This window comes from Halobacillus sp., from assembly GCF_049282395.1.
In the GTDB taxonomy this organism is placed as follows: Bacteria; Bacillota; Bacilli; order Bacillales; family Halobacillaceae; genus Halobacillus.
The window spans coordinates 1-16,141 of sequence record NZ_JBAPTY010000044.1 but is presented as its reverse complement, the minus strand read 5'-3'; the positions used below and the strand labels follow the sequence as shown (position 1 = coordinate 16,141).

The 16,141-nt window shown below is 43.5% G+C and carries 14 protein-coding genes; 2 read left to right on the top strand and 12 right to left on the bottom strand.

Translation table 11 applies throughout. The features are described from left to right. Positions 1–185: 185 nt before the first annotated feature. The 5 genes from WAM07_RS02120 to WAM07_RS02100 all read right to left on the bottom strand — a co-directional run bounded on the left by WAM07_RS02120 (position 186) and on the right by WAM07_RS02100 (position 6,846). A complete protein-coding gene (locus WAM07_RS02120; RefSeq protein WP_014644862.1) occupies positions 186–1,325 on the bottom strand; it encodes an acyl-CoA dehydrogenase in 1,140 nt (379 codons plus the stop codon). 13 nt (positions 1,326–1,338) lie between these two features. Next, on the bottom strand, positions 1,339–2,484 hold the full coding sequence (locus WAM07_RS02115) for an acyl-CoA dehydrogenase (RefSeq protein WP_422164372.1): 1,146 nt from the start codon (positions 2,482–2,484) through the stop codon (positions 1,339–1,341). Positions 2,485–2,505: 21 nt separating this feature from the next. Next, entirely contained in the window at positions 2,506–3,357 is an 852-nt protein-coding gene (locus WAM07_RS02110; RefSeq protein ID WP_422164370.1) for a 3-hydroxybutyryl-CoA dehydrogenase, read from the bottom strand. Positions 3,358–3,372: 15 nt separating this feature from the next. Then, positions 3,373–4,560, bottom strand: a complete 1,188-nt coding sequence (locus WAM07_RS02105; protein WP_422164368.1) for an acetyl-CoA C-acetyltransferase — start codon at positions 4,558–4,560, stop codon at positions 3,373–3,375. Positions 4,561–4,713: 153 nt separating this feature from the next. Further along, positions 4,714–6,846: a heterodisulfide reductase-related iron-sulfur binding cluster gene (locus WAM07_RS02100; protein WP_422164366.1), complete on the bottom strand. Its 2,133-nt coding sequence runs from the start codon at positions 6,844–6,846 to the stop codon at positions 4,714–4,716. A 196-nt stretch (positions 6,847–7,042) separates the two neighbouring features. Between WAM07_RS02100 and cls the strand changes: the two genes are divergently transcribed. Further along, the gene (cls, locus tag WAM07_RS02095; protein ID WP_422164364.1) at positions 7,043–8,230 is read left to right on the top strand and encodes a cardiolipin synthase; all 1,188 of its coding nucleotides are present in this window, start codon (positions 7,043–7,045) and stop codon (positions 8,228–8,230) included. A 1-nt stretch (position 8,231) separates the two neighbouring features. Here the strand turns inward: cls and WAM07_RS02090 are convergent, their stop codons facing one another. From WAM07_RS02090 to speE, 6 genes are all read right to left on the bottom strand, one after another. Further along, the gene (locus tag WAM07_RS02090) at positions 8,232–8,411 is read right to left on the bottom strand and encodes a XapX domain-containing protein (protein ID WP_422164363.1); all 180 of its coding nucleotides are present in this window, start codon (positions 8,409–8,411) and stop codon (positions 8,232–8,234) included. Between the two features lie 186 nt (positions 8,412–8,597). Further along, positions 8,598–10,265: an arginine--tRNA ligase gene (gene argS, locus WAM07_RS02085; protein ID WP_422164362.1), complete on the bottom strand. Its 1,668-nt coding sequence runs from the start codon at positions 10,263–10,265 to the stop codon at positions 8,598–8,600. Next, on the bottom strand, positions 10,262–10,702 hold the full coding sequence (locus tag WAM07_RS02080) for a DUF1934 domain-containing protein (protein ID WP_014644870.1): 441 nt from the start codon (positions 10,700–10,702) through the stop codon (positions 10,262–10,264). The genes argS and WAM07_RS02080 overlap by 4 nt, the downstream gene beginning before the upstream one ends. 93 nt (positions 10,703–10,795) lie before the next feature. Beyond that, positions 10,796–11,245 carry a hypothetical protein gene (locus WAM07_RS02075; protein WP_422164360.1) on the bottom strand — a complete coding sequence of 150 codons (450 nt, stop codon included), beginning with the start codon at positions 11,243–11,245 and terminating at the stop codon, positions 10,796–10,798. Positions 11,246–11,319: 74 nt separating this feature from the next. Further along, positions 11,320–12,192: an agmatinase gene (gene speB, locus WAM07_RS02070; protein WP_422164358.1), complete on the bottom strand. Its 873-nt coding sequence runs from the start codon at positions 12,190–12,192 to the stop codon at positions 11,320–11,322. A 5-nt stretch (positions 12,193–12,197) separates the two neighbouring features. Further along, positions 12,198–13,028 carry a spermidine synthase gene (speE, locus tag WAM07_RS02065; protein ID WP_422164357.1) on the bottom strand — a complete coding sequence of 277 codons (831 nt, stop codon included), beginning with the start codon at positions 13,026–13,028 and terminating at the stop codon, positions 12,198–12,200. 129 nt (positions 13,029–13,157) lie between these two features. Between speE and WAM07_RS02060 the strand changes: the two genes are divergently transcribed. Continuing rightward, positions 13,158–15,215: a transglycosylase domain-containing protein gene (locus WAM07_RS02060; RefSeq protein WP_422164355.1), complete on the top strand. Its 2,058-nt coding sequence runs from the start codon at positions 13,158–13,160 to the stop codon at positions 15,213–15,215. 192 nt (positions 15,216–15,407) lie between these two features. Here WAM07_RS02060 and WAM07_RS02055 read toward each other — a convergent pair whose 3' ends face one another. Beyond that, positions 15,408–15,749, bottom strand: a complete 342-nt coding sequence (locus WAM07_RS02055; protein WP_014644875.1) for a YolD-like family protein — start codon at positions 15,747–15,749, stop codon at positions 15,408–15,410. Positions 15,750–16,141: the final 392 nt, after the last annotated feature.

Below are 16,141 nucleotides of genomic sequence, written 5' to 3'. Positions count from 1 at the left end.
CCGGTAATTCCGATGTAATGAGCTGATTTTTTAATGGAAAAGATATCGCTCATTAAGGTTAATTTCTGGTCATCATCGTTTTCTACAAGAGTGATAGCGCGGGCAAGGGCTCGCATATCCTGTTTTTGTATTCGTTCTGCTATTGGATGCATGGGACAGCCCCTTTCCGCTTGAAGCTTTTTTCATTAGCTGCTGACCATTCGGCCGATTACAAGACGCTGGATCTCCTGCGTTCCTTCATAAATCTGCGTAATTTTCGCATCACGCATATAACGTTCCACAGGGTAATCCTTGGTATATCCATAGCCGCCATGTACTTGCACAGCCTCTGTTGTAATTCTCATCGCTGCATCGCCTGCATACAATTTTGCCATGGCAGAAGCTTTCGAATAAGGGAGTCCTTCTGATTCAAAGTAAGCGGCTTGGTAAGTAAGCAGCCGGGCCGCTTCAATCTCTGTTGCCATGTCGGCTAATTTAAAAGAAATGCCCTGAAGCTTCGCAATCGGCTTGCCGAATTGCTCTCGATCTTTTGCGTAGGCGACAGCTTCATCTAATGCTCCCTGGGCGATCCCTACTGCCTGAGCAGCTATTCCATTTCGTCCACCATCCAAGGTCATCATCGCAATTTTAAAACCTTCTCCCTCTTTTCCGAGCAGGTTTTCTTTAGGAATTTTACAATCTTCAAAGATAAGTTCGGTCGTTGGTGAAGAACGGATACCAAGCTTTTTCTCTTTCTTACCAAACGAAAATCCAGGCGTTCCCTTCTCCACGATAAAACCGCTGACCCCGCGTCCTCCTGCTTCTGGGTCGGTCTTTGCAAATACGATATAAATATCTGCCACTCCACCGTTTGTAATCCACACTTTATTCCCATTCAGCACATAGTGGTCGCCGTCTAATTTCGCTTGAGTTTTCATGGAGGAAACGTCACTTCCGGCTCCAGGTTCTGATAGTGCATAAGCGCCTAGTTTTTCTCCAGTTGCGAGCTGGGAAAGGTAGGTTTTCTTCTGTTCTTCATTCCCAAACTTATAAATAGGCCAGCTGGCTAATGATATATGAGCAGACAACGTGACCCCTGTAGAAGCGCAAATACGTGACAATTCCTCAACAGCGATCGCGTAGCTTACGAAGTCAGAACCGATTCCCCCATACTCTTCCGGCCATGGAATCCCTGTTAATCCAAGCTCCGCCATTTTATCGAAAATTTCACGATCAAACCGTTCTTCTTCATCACGTTCTGCTGCCGTAGGTTCTACTTCATTTTTGGCAAAGTCTCTTACCATTTTTCTCAGCATTTCTTGTTCTTCTGTCAGCGTAAAATTCATTCTCGTTTCCCCCTCAGTCTCTAATCAAGTGATTGCTTATCACGATGCGCTGTATTTCACTTGTTCCTTCGTAAATTTCGCAAACTTTGGCATCCCTGAAAAAGCGCTCTACTGCGTAATCTTCTGTATACCCATATCCTCCGTGAACCTGTACAGCTTCAATCGCTGTCTTGACTGCCGTCTTGGAAGACATCAATTTAGCCATTGATACTTCTTTTCCACATTTTACTCCTGCTGCTTGCAATGAGGCCGCATGATAAACAAGAAGTTTAGAAGCCTCTACTTCTGTAGCCATATCAGCGAGCTTAAACGAAACTCCCTGGTGTTTGGCAATGGGTCGTCCGAACTGCTCGCGTTCCTTCGCGTAGGCAACAGCATGCTCATAAGCTGCTTCTGCAATACCGAGCGACTGGGCAGCAATTCCGATTCTCCCCATATTTAAATTTGATAAGGCGATTTTATAACCTTCGCCCTCTTCACCAAGAAGTTGTGAAACAGGAACTTTGCATTGATCAAAATTTAACTCTACCGTGCTTGAACCGTGCATACCCATTTTCTTCTCTGCTCTACCAATCGAAAATCCGGGCGTATCCCGTTCAATGATAAAAGCACTTAACCCTTTACCACTCGGAATATCAGGGTTCGTACGGGCAAACACGATAAATGTATCCGCATGACCGCCATTGGTAATGAATACCTTCGATCCATTTAAAAGATAATGGTCTCCTTTGTTTACAGCACGCGTTCTAAGACTGCCAGCATCTGACCCTGCACTCGGTTCGGTCAGGGCAAAAGCACCTAAGTACTCGCCGCTTGCAAGCTTCGGAATGTATTTATCCTTCTGCTCTTCCGTACCGAAATATAGAATCGGATTTGTTCCTACAGACGTATGAACAGATAAAATGACGCCAAGAGTTGCACTCACCTTAGAGATCTCATGGATAGCTATAATATAAGATATATAATCCATTTCCGCTCCGCCGTATTTCTCGGGAATAGGAATTCCCATTAAGCCAAGCTCCCCCATCTTCGGGATCAGCTCGGAAGGAAAACGATCCTCCCTCTCCATACGTTCAACCGCGGGAGCCACCTCATTTTCAGCAAAATCACGGACCATCTTCCGCATCATCTCTTGTTCATCTGTAAACGTTAAATTCATCGTCACCGTCTCCTTCACCTGTTATTCGTAGCTGTAAAAACCTCGACCCGATTTCTTGCCAAGCCAGCCTGCTTTTACATACTTACGAAGCAGTGGGCACGGCCGGTACTTGCTGTCCCCGAATCCCTCGTGGAGGACTTCCATGATATACAGACACGTATCGAGACCGATAAAATCTGCCAAAGTCAAAGGACCCATTGGATGGTTCATCCCAAGCTTCATCACTGTGTCCACATCTTCCGGAGATGCTACACCTTCGTGAACGGTATATATGGCCTCATTAATCATAGGCATCAAAATCCGGTTAGAAACAAAACCAGGAAAGTCTTCAACTTCAACCGGTGACTTATTTATTTTTTTCGTTAAATCTTCGATCGCTTGATACGTTTCGTCACTGGTCTGGATGGCACGGATGATTTCAACCAGCTTCATTACCGGTACTGGATTCATAAAATGCATTCCAATAACCTGAGAAGGACGTTTCGTTGCTGCTGCAATCTCAGTAATAGGAAGCGATGATGTATTCGAAGCTAAGATGGCGTGATCAGGCATAATTTCATCCAGACTCTTGAATACTTTTGTTTTTATATCCATATTTTCAACCACAGCTTCGACAACGAGATCACAGTCAGATGCTTCGTTCATATCTGTAGTGCCTGAAAGTCTTTCGACTAACTCATTTTTACCTTCAGTCGACAACTTTCCTTTTTCCACAGCTCGATCCAGCCTTTTTTTGATTCCATCTAACCCATTATTCAGAGCGTCCTGATTTAAATCGTTCAACTTTACATACAGGCCTGATTGGGCAAATACCTGTGCAATACCCGCGCCCATTTGACCTGCACCGATGACCATGACTTTGTTAATTGACATTCAGTAGTCCCTCCTTTATGCCTTTGGCACTTCGATTAATACGGCATCGCCCTGGCCGCCGCCGGAACAAATAGCTGCAATTCCAAGGCCGCCTCCGCGGCGCTTCAATTCATAAGCAAGCGTAAGTAAGATTCGAGCTCCGCTTGCACCGATCGGATGTCCAAGTGCTACAGCCCCTCCGTTTACATTTACTTTCTCCGGATCAAGACCGGCAATTTTCCCACTAGCTAAGGACACTGCTGCAAATGCTTCATTCACTTCAAATAAATCAATATCTTCTATGGATTTTCCTGCTTTTTTCAATAGTTTATTAATGACCATACCCGGGGTTTGAGGGAAGTCTTGAGCTTCCACGGCAATTTCATCATGGGCAAGGACGGTGGCCAGGGATTCCAGCCCTAGTTCGTTTGCTTTTTCATCAGACATGAGGAGCATCGCGCATGCTCCATCGTTGACACCTGGCGCGTTACCAGCCGTAATCGTTCCATTTTTGTCGAACACTGGTCGCAGTTTAGAAAGAGCTTCTACAGTTGTATTTTTTCGTGGTGCTTCATCTGTATCGACCACAATCGGGTCCCCTTTTCGCTGCGGCACTTCTACAGACACGATTTCTTCACTCATCGTTCCGTTTTCAATAGCCTGGGCTGCGCGCTGATGACTGTTATACGACCACTCATCCTGAGCTTCACGTGTTAACTCGAATTCTTCAGCTGTACGGTTTCCGTAGTTACCCATATGCACATTTTCAAATGAACAGGTAAGACCATCGTGTACCATCATATCTTTAACAGGAGCGTCCCCCATGCGTAATCCCCAGCGTGCTTTTGGCATGAAATAAGGAGCATTGCTCATGCTTTCCATTCCGCCAGCTACGATGACATCCTCTTCGCCTAAACGGATGAACTGATCAGCCATCGTTACACTCCGCATTCCAGAAGCGCACACCTTGTTGACTGTCTCTGTTTTCACGTGCCACGGAATTCCTGCTTCACGCGCGGCCTGGCGGGATGGCAACTGTCCCTGTCCTCCCTGTAAAACGCTCCCCATGATGACTTCATCTACTTCTTCACCTTTGTATCCAGCACGCTCTAAAGCCTCTTTAATCACGATGCCTCCAAGCTGGGAAGCTGTTAAAGGAGCAAGAGCGCCCCCGAATTTTCCAAATGGAGTACGAGCCCCTGACACGATTACTGTTTTACGCATTTTTAAATTCCTCCTCTTTGTGATAACGCTTTCAAAATTGGCGATTGAACGCTCGCTCAATTTGTCCTCATAAGGAAAGTGTACCTAAATTAGTGTACACTTTCCACAATTTTCATAATTTTTTTCCGATAAATGACGAGATATTCAAAGTACTTACGCTGTCTTTTCTTCTGTTGATTCAAAAATGGATTTGGCCAGAATCTCTGCTATATCCATTGTGCTCACTTCTTCTTCCACTTCTTTGGCTTTAGTGCCATCCGATAACATGGTAAGACAGAATGGACATCCACTTGAAATCATCGTTGGTTCTACTTCAAGAGCCTGTTCTGTACGAGCTACGTTAACACGGTTTCCTGATTTTTCTTCCATCCACATCATGCCTCCGCCAGCTCCACAGCACATTCCATTGGATCGATTACGCTTCATTTCGACAACCTCTACGCCTGGAATCATTTCAAGTACTTCGCGAGGCGGCTGGTACACTTCGTTGTAACGGCCCAAGTAACAGCTATCGTGGTAGGTGATCTTCTCATTCACTACACCTTCAGGCTTCAGGCGTCCTTCTTTCAACCATTCAGAAAGCATTTCCGTATGGTGATAAACTTCCGCTTCAAGACCAAAATCCGGATACTCATTCTTGAAAATGTTATAAGCATGGGGGTCAATGGTAATGATTTTTTTCACATCATTCTTTTCAAATTCTTTCATATTTTTCTCAGCCAGTTCCTGGAACAGAAACTCGTTGCCCATGCGGCGTGCTGTATCACCAGAGTTCTGCTCTTTATTACCGAGAATCGCAAATTTAATGCCGGCTTTATTCATCAGCTTAGCAAATGCTACGGCGATTTTCTGACTGCGGTTATCGTAAGAACCCATCGAACTAACCCAGAAAAGATATTCGAATTCTTCTCCTGATTTCTTCAGTTCTTTTACTGTAGGGATATGAGCTTCTTCATCAAGGCTTCTCCAGTCTTCTCTTTCCTTCTTGGAAAGCCCCCATGGATTCCCCTGGCGTTCAATATTCATCATCGCTCTTTGACCGTCCGGATCCATTTTTCCTTCTGTAAGAACAAGGTAACGGCGCAGGTCGATGATTTTATCGACGTGTTCATTCATTACTGGGCAGGCATCTTCACAGTTACGGCACGTGGTACAGGCCCATAATTCTTCCTCTGTAATGACATCGCCAATTAAGTTTTTGTTGTTGACGGCTTCCATGGTAGCTGCCACTTCATCTGTACCCTTACTGCGCGCCATTTGAGCTAATGTATTTCCCTCGGTACCTGAGAAAGCATAAGCAGGAACCCAGGGCGACTGACCCGTGACAGCGGCACCTTTTTCCGTCAAATGATCTCTCATTTTAATAAGTAAATCCATTGGTGAGAGCATTTTACCTGATCCTGAAGCAGGACAGACATTGGTACAGCGTCCACACTCTACACAGGCATACAGGTCAATCATTTGGAGTTGGTTCAGTTCTTCAATTTTACCAACACCAAAGGAAACATCTTCTTCGTCTGCTTCTTCATCCATTTCAAAATTAATAGGTTTCAGTTTGCCCGGAGGATCTTCACGGCTTAAGAATACATTGACCGGTGCTGCCAGCAAGTGCGCATGCTTGGATTGCGGCACGTACACTAGGAAAGTAAGCAGGATAAGCAGGTGAATCCACCACATAATAAAGAATACAGTAGCAGCAGCTGCCGGAGGAAGCCATGCGAAAGCGTTTGCAATTAACGTCGCAACAGGTTCTGTCCAGGCTCCTTCATGGCCGTGCCAGATTATTCCCATACCACTCCCTACAAGAACAGTAACCATCAATGTTCCAATAAAAATAAGTACAAGTCCTGCTTTGAAACTTCTCTTCAAACGGACCAGTTTTTCTATATAACGGCGGTAAAACGCCCAGATCACAGCTACAATAATCGTTAGCGTTACAATTTCCTGGAAAAATGTAAACCCTGGATAAAACGGACCAAGCGGCAAATGCGAGTCAGGAGCCAGTCCTTTCCAAATAAAATCAATGGCCCCAAACTGAACAAGAATAAAACCGTAGAACATCATAACGTGGATCGCTCCGGATTTCTTGTCCTTTAATAGTTTCTTTTGACCAAATACATAAATCCCAATCTTCTGCAGGCGTCTTTTAATCTTGCCATCAAACTCAAATTTCTTCCCCATCTTAATATAAGCGATACGTGTACGGACAACGCTTACAAATAAGTATAATCCATAAATCGTAACGCCAAGGAACAAAATCCAGTTTGCAAGTAACAACGGATTCATTTGTTCTCCCCCTCTTGGTTGTTATCGCAGATGCGATTCTCCATTTTTATCTGATCAGAAACTTAGAAATTTCTGAATCTTATAGCTTTACTATAAATTATGAATGAGCATTCAGTCAACATGTTTTCATTTTTTTCCTATTGAAAAGAAGTCATATGGGAAGACTAAGTGACAGTTGGCATTGGGAGGCGGAAACATGATAGTCGTAATTATACTGATTAGTATCACTACCTTTATTTTACTGTTAATTTCAGATTTTAAAATGGGACAAATATCCCACAAAAAAACAGGATATCCGATAAATACTGCAGAAACACACGGTCAATATGAACTTTTTTCTAATGGATTAACGCTCTTTGAAGCATTCTTTCAGGATATTTCTGAAGCTAAAGTAAGAGTCGACATCAGTTTTTTTATCATCGATCAGGATGAACTTAGCAGAAAATTTTTAGACATATTAAAGAAAAAGGCACAGGAAGGAGTACCCGTCCACCTGCTTGGTGATCGTCTGGGCTGCTACCAAATCAATAAACAGATAAGGAATGAACTTAAAGAGGCAGGTGTACACTTTGCATTTGCTGAAAAACCCAGTTTTCCTTTGTTTTTCTATCATTTAAATAGGAGAAACCACCGAAAAATTACAGTGATTGATGGAAAGATCGCCTATATCGGAGGGTTCAATGTGGGGAGCAACTATACTGGCCATAACCCTAAATTTGGAGACTGGCGTGATTACCATTTGCGCTATACGGGTGAAGTTGTGGAGAAACTGCATGCTGTGTTCATAAAAGACTGGTATGAATACACTGGGGAGAAGTTAACAACCATAAAAATAAGTCACCCTGAAGGGAAGAAAGTATCTGTCCTTGACTCGGATGGACTTGGTGTAGCGGAAGAATTCAACCGGATAATCCGCTCTGCTTCAAAAGAAATTATAATAGGAACGCCTTACTTCATTCCTACCCCTAAACTGCTTCATTCATTAAAAAATGCTTTAAAAAATGGGATTGAACTACACATCTTAGTCCCTATGAAATCGGACCACCCGTTTGTTAAGGAAGCCGGCATCGTTTTTCTAAACGAGCTTTATCAAAAAGGAGCCCATATTAAATTTTTTGATGCAGGATTTTACCATTCGAAAGTAATCATAGTGGATGGGGGATTTGCGGATATTGGTACTGCTAATTTCGACAGAAGAAGCTTCTTTTTAAATAAAGAAGTGAATACTTACGTTTATGACAAAACGTTTATCGCTGCTGTTCGTGAAGGTTATTTTCAAGATATGAAAGATGCCGTACCATTTGATGAAAGCTGGCTTAAAAACCGCTCTCTAAGTACTAAAATCAATGAAAAGATCGCAGCAAAGCTGCGACCTTTACTTTAATTTATTTAAAGATTTCCGTAAACACGGGTCCCATCCACAACATAACTTTAAAACCTAAGTAAATACCAACGATTCCAGCTACTCCAGCCAGTGCAGGCGGAGCTGGAATCGGAAGTTTTAAAGCTGCAAATACAATGCCAACGACTAAACCAGTGACTAACGCTAAAATAATTTCTTTCACATGCTCGTCCTCCTTTTCAACATCTATCCTTCATGCTTTCTTTCATTACCAACCTGTATTGTTCCTATTTTATCAATGAACCAGACGGCTTTATGCATACATAAGTACTGAGGCAAAGAATGTCACAAAAAAAAGAGCGCCCTGCTCTTTTTTTATGCGAAGACGCCCTTTAGTCATTTTATGAACTTACATCTGTTCTGGTGCTGAAACGCCGATGATTTTCAGCGCATTGCTCAGAGTAATTCGAACAGCTTTCATTAGTGAAAGTCGTGAAGCTGTAAGTTCTGGATTTTCCTGATCGAGTACTTTCTCCGCATTGTAAAAACTGTGAAGATTAGATGCCAGATCAAATGCATACTGAGTCACACGGTGAGGGGTTCTTTTTTCTGCAGCGTCTGCGACCAGCTGCGGAAATTCACCAAGCCTTTTTAGTAGATCTTCTTCTTTTTCAGCTGTTAACAGACTTCCGTTAAACGTATCATCCGTCAGTCCCTTTTCCTCTGCCTGTTTCAGCATCGTACATATGCGGGCGTGAGCGTACTGTACATAATAAACAGGATTTTCATTAGATTCTGAGCGGGCCAGGTCCATATCAAAATCCAGGTGTGAATCACTGGAACGCATGGAGAAGAAATAACGCATCGCGTCAATACCAACTTCCTCCATCAATTCACGAAGGGTAACAGCTTTTCCAGTACGCTTGCTCATCTTCACTTTTTCGCCATTCTGGAAGAGGTTGACCATTTGGATAATCTCCACCTCAAGCGTATCTTCATCATAGCCCAGGGCTTGAATCGCTGCTTTCATACGTGGAATATATCCATGATGATCGGCACCCCAAATATTGATAAGTGTATCAAACCCGCGGTCCAGTTTGTTTTTGTGATAAGCGATATCCGGCGTCAGATAAGTGTACGTGCCATCATTTTTAATGAGGACGCGATCTTTATCATCACTGAATTTCGTTGTCTCAAACCAGGTAGCTCCGTCCTTTTCATAGACAAAGTCTTTTTCTTTCAGAACCTGCAGCGCATTATCAATCCGGTCGCCTTCATATAGCGAAGTTTCTGAGAACCATTCATCAAAAGGTACTCTAAATTCTTCCAGATCCGTCTTAATCTTATTCAGTTCATATTGCAAACCATACTCACGGAAGAACTTCAAACGATCCTGTGCAGATTCTTCTGCCCATTTCTCTCCCTCTTCCGAAGCAAGCTTCCTTCCTAGTTCTACGATATCACGACCATGATATCCATCTTCCGGCATCTCCCATTCTTTCCCTAATGCCTGCATGTAGCGTGCTTCTACAGAAAGAGCAAGATTAGCCATTTGGTTCCCGGCATCATTAATATAGTACTCTCTGGAAACATCGTAGCCTGCAGCATCCAGCACGTTGCATAAAGAGTCCCCTACTGCTGCTCCCCTTGCGTGCCCAAGGTGCAAGGTCCCAGTCGGGTTAGCGGATACAAATTCCACTTGAATCCTATGACCTTTCCCACTTTCGCTGCGGCCATACTGACTGTCCGCTTCCAGAATGGAAGGAACCAGTTCAGTCAAGTACTGATTGTTCATATAGAAATTAATAAAGCCTGGACCTGCAATTTCTATCTTTTCTATTGAGGCCTGTGATCGATCAAATTGTTCAACAAGTTCTGAAGCAATCGCACGCGGATTCTTCTTTGCTATTCTGGCGAGCTGCATCGCCATGTTTGTTGCATAATCGCCGTGAGCTTTATCCTTTGGCTGCTCTAATACAACCTCCGGCATTTCCTCTTCCCCGGCAAGCTCAGCAGAAAGCACGGCGCGGACGATTTCTTTCTTCAGATTTTCTTCCATTTGTTCAACGATATTCATGATTCACTCTCCTCCTCAAACGTCAATGTCAAGCGATGATCCTGCGTTACTTCATGATTCAACGTCATCTGATAATGAAGAAATAATCGGCCGCCCATTGCTTCATCAAGGGAACTGAACTCCATTTCTTCTGTATAAGTTTTCATATGGAAATCACCATAAGTATGATGATATAAATTCTCTGTTTCTACTTCAGGCTGAAAAACCTGACGCATATCTATACCGCCACTTCGTTTTATGCTGACATGCCCTGGCTTAACGGTGATCATCGTATTTACAGGATCTCCTTCATCAGGATGTTCTGTAAAAGTAATTACCTGAGTCTGGCCACGCGCAAAAAACTGACCGGCTTCGTTTACTTCCATCGTCTCTTTGCGATCCGTGTCTCTGATTTCCGTAACGAGCTGCACCTGGATGTCCTTAGCATTACTTGTCATTTCTTCGTCCTCCCTCCAAAGGGTTTACGTACACTATAACTTGTTTATTATAAGAATTCATTCACAAAAACGCAAGAGCATCCCTTGGCTTCGTTACTCTTGAACCAACGTTTCCACCTGATTTTGGATATCACTAATCTCCGTGATATGGGCAGGTACACTGTAACTTGCGTATAACACGACAAGTGCTGCGACAATCAGCGCAAACCAGGGATAGGATAGTTGTTTTTTAAAAGGACGCCGGTCCGGAACAAACAATAACAATAGAAACGGCAGCAACAGTCCAATAACAATGACATCCATTCTCCACTGCTGATTCTCCTCGGAGATGGATAACGAAAAGCTGATTGCTTGATCTATTCGATCTTTGATAGCAATTTCAGTGGTTTCTTTAGAAAATAGTCCTTTTTCTATTGTAAGTGTCTCATTACTAAGCGAATAACTATATCCTGAAGGGTTCCATTCCCCTATAAACGTTACAAGAATTAGACTCATCATGATAATGGCATACGTAAGCGTAATGCCTATAATCTTTTTATCCAAAAGAAGCGCTCCTTTATTCATCTCATATAGAAAAGCCCCTATGAAAAATCATAGCGGCTGTTTCATTCTATCATTTATTTTACAAACCCCAAAAGCATTTCGCGTAAGAATTTACTGGCAGCAATCGGAGTCTTTTCTGTCGGGTCATAAGCGGGAGCCACTTCAACAAGGTCTGCCCCTACCACGTTTAAATCGCTGCCTGCAATCTCATGAATGGAAGCAAGAAGCTCCTTAGAGGAAATCCCTCCTGCTTCTGCTGTCCCCGTTCCCGGAGCATAAGCAGGATCAAGCACATCAATATCAATGGTTACATAAACAGGACGTCCAGAAAGTTTCGGAAGAACTTTTTTCAAAGGCTCAAGCACTTCATATCTCGCCATAAACATCCCGCTTTCTTCCGCATATTGAAACTCTTCTCTCATCCCTGAGCGGATGCCAAACGAATACACATTTTCAGCTCCGATCAGCTCGCACGCTTTTCTAACAGGAGTGGAATGGGATAGCGTCTCGCCTTCATATTCCTCCCTGAGGTCAGCATGAGCATCAATATGAAGGACAGCAAGCTCTGGATATTTCCTGTACATCGCTTTTAGGACTGGCCATGTGACCAGATGCTCGCCGCCTAGTCCGAAAGGTATTTTCCCTTTCTCTAAAAGTTCATCCATATAGCCTTCAATAATATCAATACTTTTCTGGGGATTCCCAAATGGGAGCAGCAAATCACCTGCATCGTGGTACTTGATTTCCTCTAAATGTCTATCCAGATAAGGACTATATTCTTCAAGGCCAATCGAGGCTTCGCGGATGCGGCTCGGACCAAATCGGGAGCCCGGACGGAAGCTGACTGTCCAGTCCATTGGCATCCCGTAAATTACGGCATCCGCTTCCTGTTCGGAAGCCCGGCTCATGATAAACACTTTTCCCGAATAGGCTTCATCAAATCTCATCGAACTCACCCTTTCGTCAAGTCTTTAACGAATTTTGGTAAAGCAAAACAGGCCTGGTGAAGCTCCTCTGTATAATACTTCGTTTCCATCTCTGCAAACCGATGAGCAGGAACCTGAAGAGGATCATAGATCTTACTCCCCATAGTAAACGTCCAAAGACCGCTTGGGTACGTTGGTATATTGGCCGTGTACACTTTGGTGATCGGAAATGTTTCTTTTACATCTCCGTAAACCTGTCGAATTAACTCAGCCTTGAACCAGGGGTTATCAGTCTGAGCCACGAAGATTCCGTCTTCTTTTAACGCTTTCGCAATCCCTTCATAGAAGCCTTTTGAAAATAGATTAACAGCAGGACCCACCGGTTCCGTAGAATCTACCATAATGACGTCATAAGCGCGTTCGCTTTCCGCAATGTGCATGAAGCCATCTGCCACCTTAACCTCTACCCGCTCATCGTCCAGAGCACCGGCAATAGAAGGCAGATATTGTTTGGAGTATTCAATAACTTTGCCGTCAATTTCTACAAGTGTGGCTTTTTCAACACTTTCATGCTTCAGTACTTCACGAATCACACCGCCATCTCCGCCGCCTACTACCAGAACCTGTTTCGGACTCGGGTGGGTGTGGAGCGGCACATGGGCAAGCATCTCATGGTAAACAAATTCATCTTTTTCCGTGGTCATAACCATGTCGTCGAGCACCAGCATGTTGCCCCACTCTTCTGTCTCAAGCATTTCTAACTCTTGAAAATCTGTTTTTTCATTATGAAGGGACTGTTTAACTTTAGCCGTAATTCCGAAATTTTCTGTTTGCTTCTCAGTAAACCACGTGCTCATCTATGCATTCTCCTTTGTATATCCATAGTTCTCTATTACATAATTCGTCATGAGAGGTTTATTTTACTACGTATTCTCACATAATAATAGCAGTCTTTATTCATTCTTAACAGTTGGGAGTCTAGAAGAATGATCCTTTTTATACGAACGACATACCGCTGGTCAAAGCGAGCGCTCAAATGGACATTGATCGGCCTTGTATTAACAGGAGCCGGAATTTTGTTTGTCCTAGGATTCGCCATTACCCAGGGCCCTCCCTCTCTAATGACTGAGCAGAATACGGTTTATTATAGTCAGGGAGAGAATATTATTGGGGAAGATCATGGAGCGGAAGAACGGTACTGGATTACCGTAGATGAAATGCCGGATGCCATTAAAGAAGCGACGATTGCTATCGAGGACCGTCGATTTTACGAACATTTCGGCTTTGATTTCAAGCGGATTGCTGGTGCTGCTTTAACCGACCTTAAACAAATGAGAATGGTGGAAGGAGCCAGCACCATTACTCAGCAGTATGCTCGTAATCTTTATTTATCTCATGATAAAACGTGGAAACGAAAAATCCAAGAGGCTCTCTATGCCCTCAGACTGGAGATCTTTTATAATAAAGATGAAATTCTGGAAGGCTACTTAAACACGATCTACTATGGTCATGGAGCCTATGGAATTGAAGCAGCGAGCCGTTATTACTTTAATAAGAACGCAGAAGAATTAACGCTGACGGAAGCCTCTATGCTTGCAGGCGTCCCAAAAGGTCCGAGCTATTATTCTCCTCTGAACAATGCAGAGAACGCGGCATCACGCCAAAAATTGATCTTGGGTGAAATGGAGAAAAGCGGATTTATTACTTCTTCTGAAAAAAATGAAGCAGTAGAAGCCAGTCTTGTTTACTCGGAGCACTCTGACAGTTCCGACAAAGAAGCTGCTCCATACTTTCAGGACCAAGTCGTCGCAGAGGCTGCCAGAATTCTAGGTATTACGGCAGAGGAAGTTAAAACAGGAGGCTATCACATTCACACCACGCTCATCGAAGATCATCAGAAGACTCTTGAAAAACAGATTGACCGCCATATTTCAGCAGAGGAAGATATCCAAATAGCTGCTGAAATTATGAACAGTCATAACGGTGCCATTACCGCTCTGATCGGCGGCCGTGATTATGAAACCAGTGCTTATAATCGAGCTACACAGGCTAAACGCCAGGTAGGATCGACCATTAAACCATTTCTATATTACGCCGCGCTGGCAGAAGGCTACTCGCCGGTCACGATGATCGAAAGTAAACCGACCGATTTTCAAATAGGAGATAACGGAAAAGTCTACAGTCCAACCAACTTTGGGGACCAGTATGCGGACAAACCGATTACAATGGCTCAGGCACTGGCGGTTTCTGACAATATTTATGCTGTAGCCACCAACATGGATATTGGGCCCGACAAGCTGGTAAAAACATTGGACACATTTGGAATTTCGAGTCACGCTAAACCTGTTCCTTCTCTTGCCCTTGGTTCTACCTCTATTTCTCTTTATGAAATGGTGAGTGCCTACGGAAAAATGGTGAAAGGCTCTGAATCTCTTGAAGGTCATACCATTGAGAAAATTACAGACCGGCACGAAAATATACTTTTTGAATATCAGCCAGTTTTTAATAAAGAGAAAGAAATTGACCCGAACCGTGCCTTTACGATTACTCACATGATGACAGGGATGTTTGACTCTTCTCTTGATGGATATGCGTCTGTTACGGGCACTCCTATTAAAGGAAAACTAACTCGTATGTACGGCGGAAAATCCGGTACAACGGATTATGACAGCTGGATGATTGGCTTTAGTCCTCAATTTGTATCAGGGGTTTGGGTGGGCCATGATGAAGGCGGAAGAAAACTTGAAACTTTCAACGAAAGAAGATATGCCAAAGCTGTTTGGGCAGACACCATGGAGTCGATTCATGAACCACTACCATCTGCAGCGTTTATTCCAACCCCGGATGTAAAAGGGGTTTATATTGATCCGGAGACTGGACACAGGTCCGGTCCTAATTGTCCTAAAGAACGCCTCATGTATATGGATAAAAGCGACATTCCAAAAGAAGTTTGCGGTGGCGATAAGGATAAGGACAAAGAAGAAATCGAAAATGAGTTTAAAAATGATCCATGGTTCAAAGATGTAGTAGACTGGTTCTTTTAAATGACGAGCTTGCATGAAATAATTAAAAAAAGACAAAGAAAACGACCGGCGGCAACCCGGTCGTTTTCTTCGTCCTAGTAATACATGTATAACCATGTGTTACTAAATATATTACCCATTCTGCCAGTACGTCAAGATTCCGATTACCCTTTCGATCATTTTTTAGTGAACATTTTGTGAACATTTTTTCACCTAAATAATTGAAACATCAGTAAGATCATCCAGGGAAATTTGAACGTTTTCTTTCGTTTCCCAGTGCACCCCATAAACCTTGCGTTTCAGTTTATGAATGTACTCCATTTTCATTGGAATCTCTTCATAGTCAAAACCATTATGAATTTTGACCCGTACCGTCAAATCATCGTTCAAAGCTCGCTGCAGTAAAAAATCAATCTCGATGGCTTTCTGTTCATCAATAATTCCTTTCTCTACCCGCTCATCTTCCTTCCATAATTTCCTTATCATCTCTACATGTTCCGGCAGCATTAACGATGTCCACTTAATTGTACCCCGGTCCCGATTGCGGCTATCCATAGTTGATCAACTCCTCAATACGAACGTTTGTTCTTATTGTAGCACAAATTCACCTTTCGTAAACTGGAATTTACAGGATAATCACTTTTTTAGTCTGTTACACCAAGCTTCCTTAACTGTAGGCTTTGTTCCGCTATGCTTTCTTTGTGACTTGGGAGATTGACAAAGAACTCTTCACTCTCCCACACACCTCGAAATCGAGTCTTTAACAATAGGGCCAGATAGTTGAAGACTCGATTTCGAGATGTTGTGTGGAAAAAGGGCTCCAGGGAACGGCTCGCTTTCCGCGGGCATGTGCTGAGCTTCCTCGGGCTTAACAGCCCTGCGGGATCTCACCGATCATGTTCATCCCGCAGGAGTCTTCGCCGTTCCCTTCCGCCCCTTTGCGATCA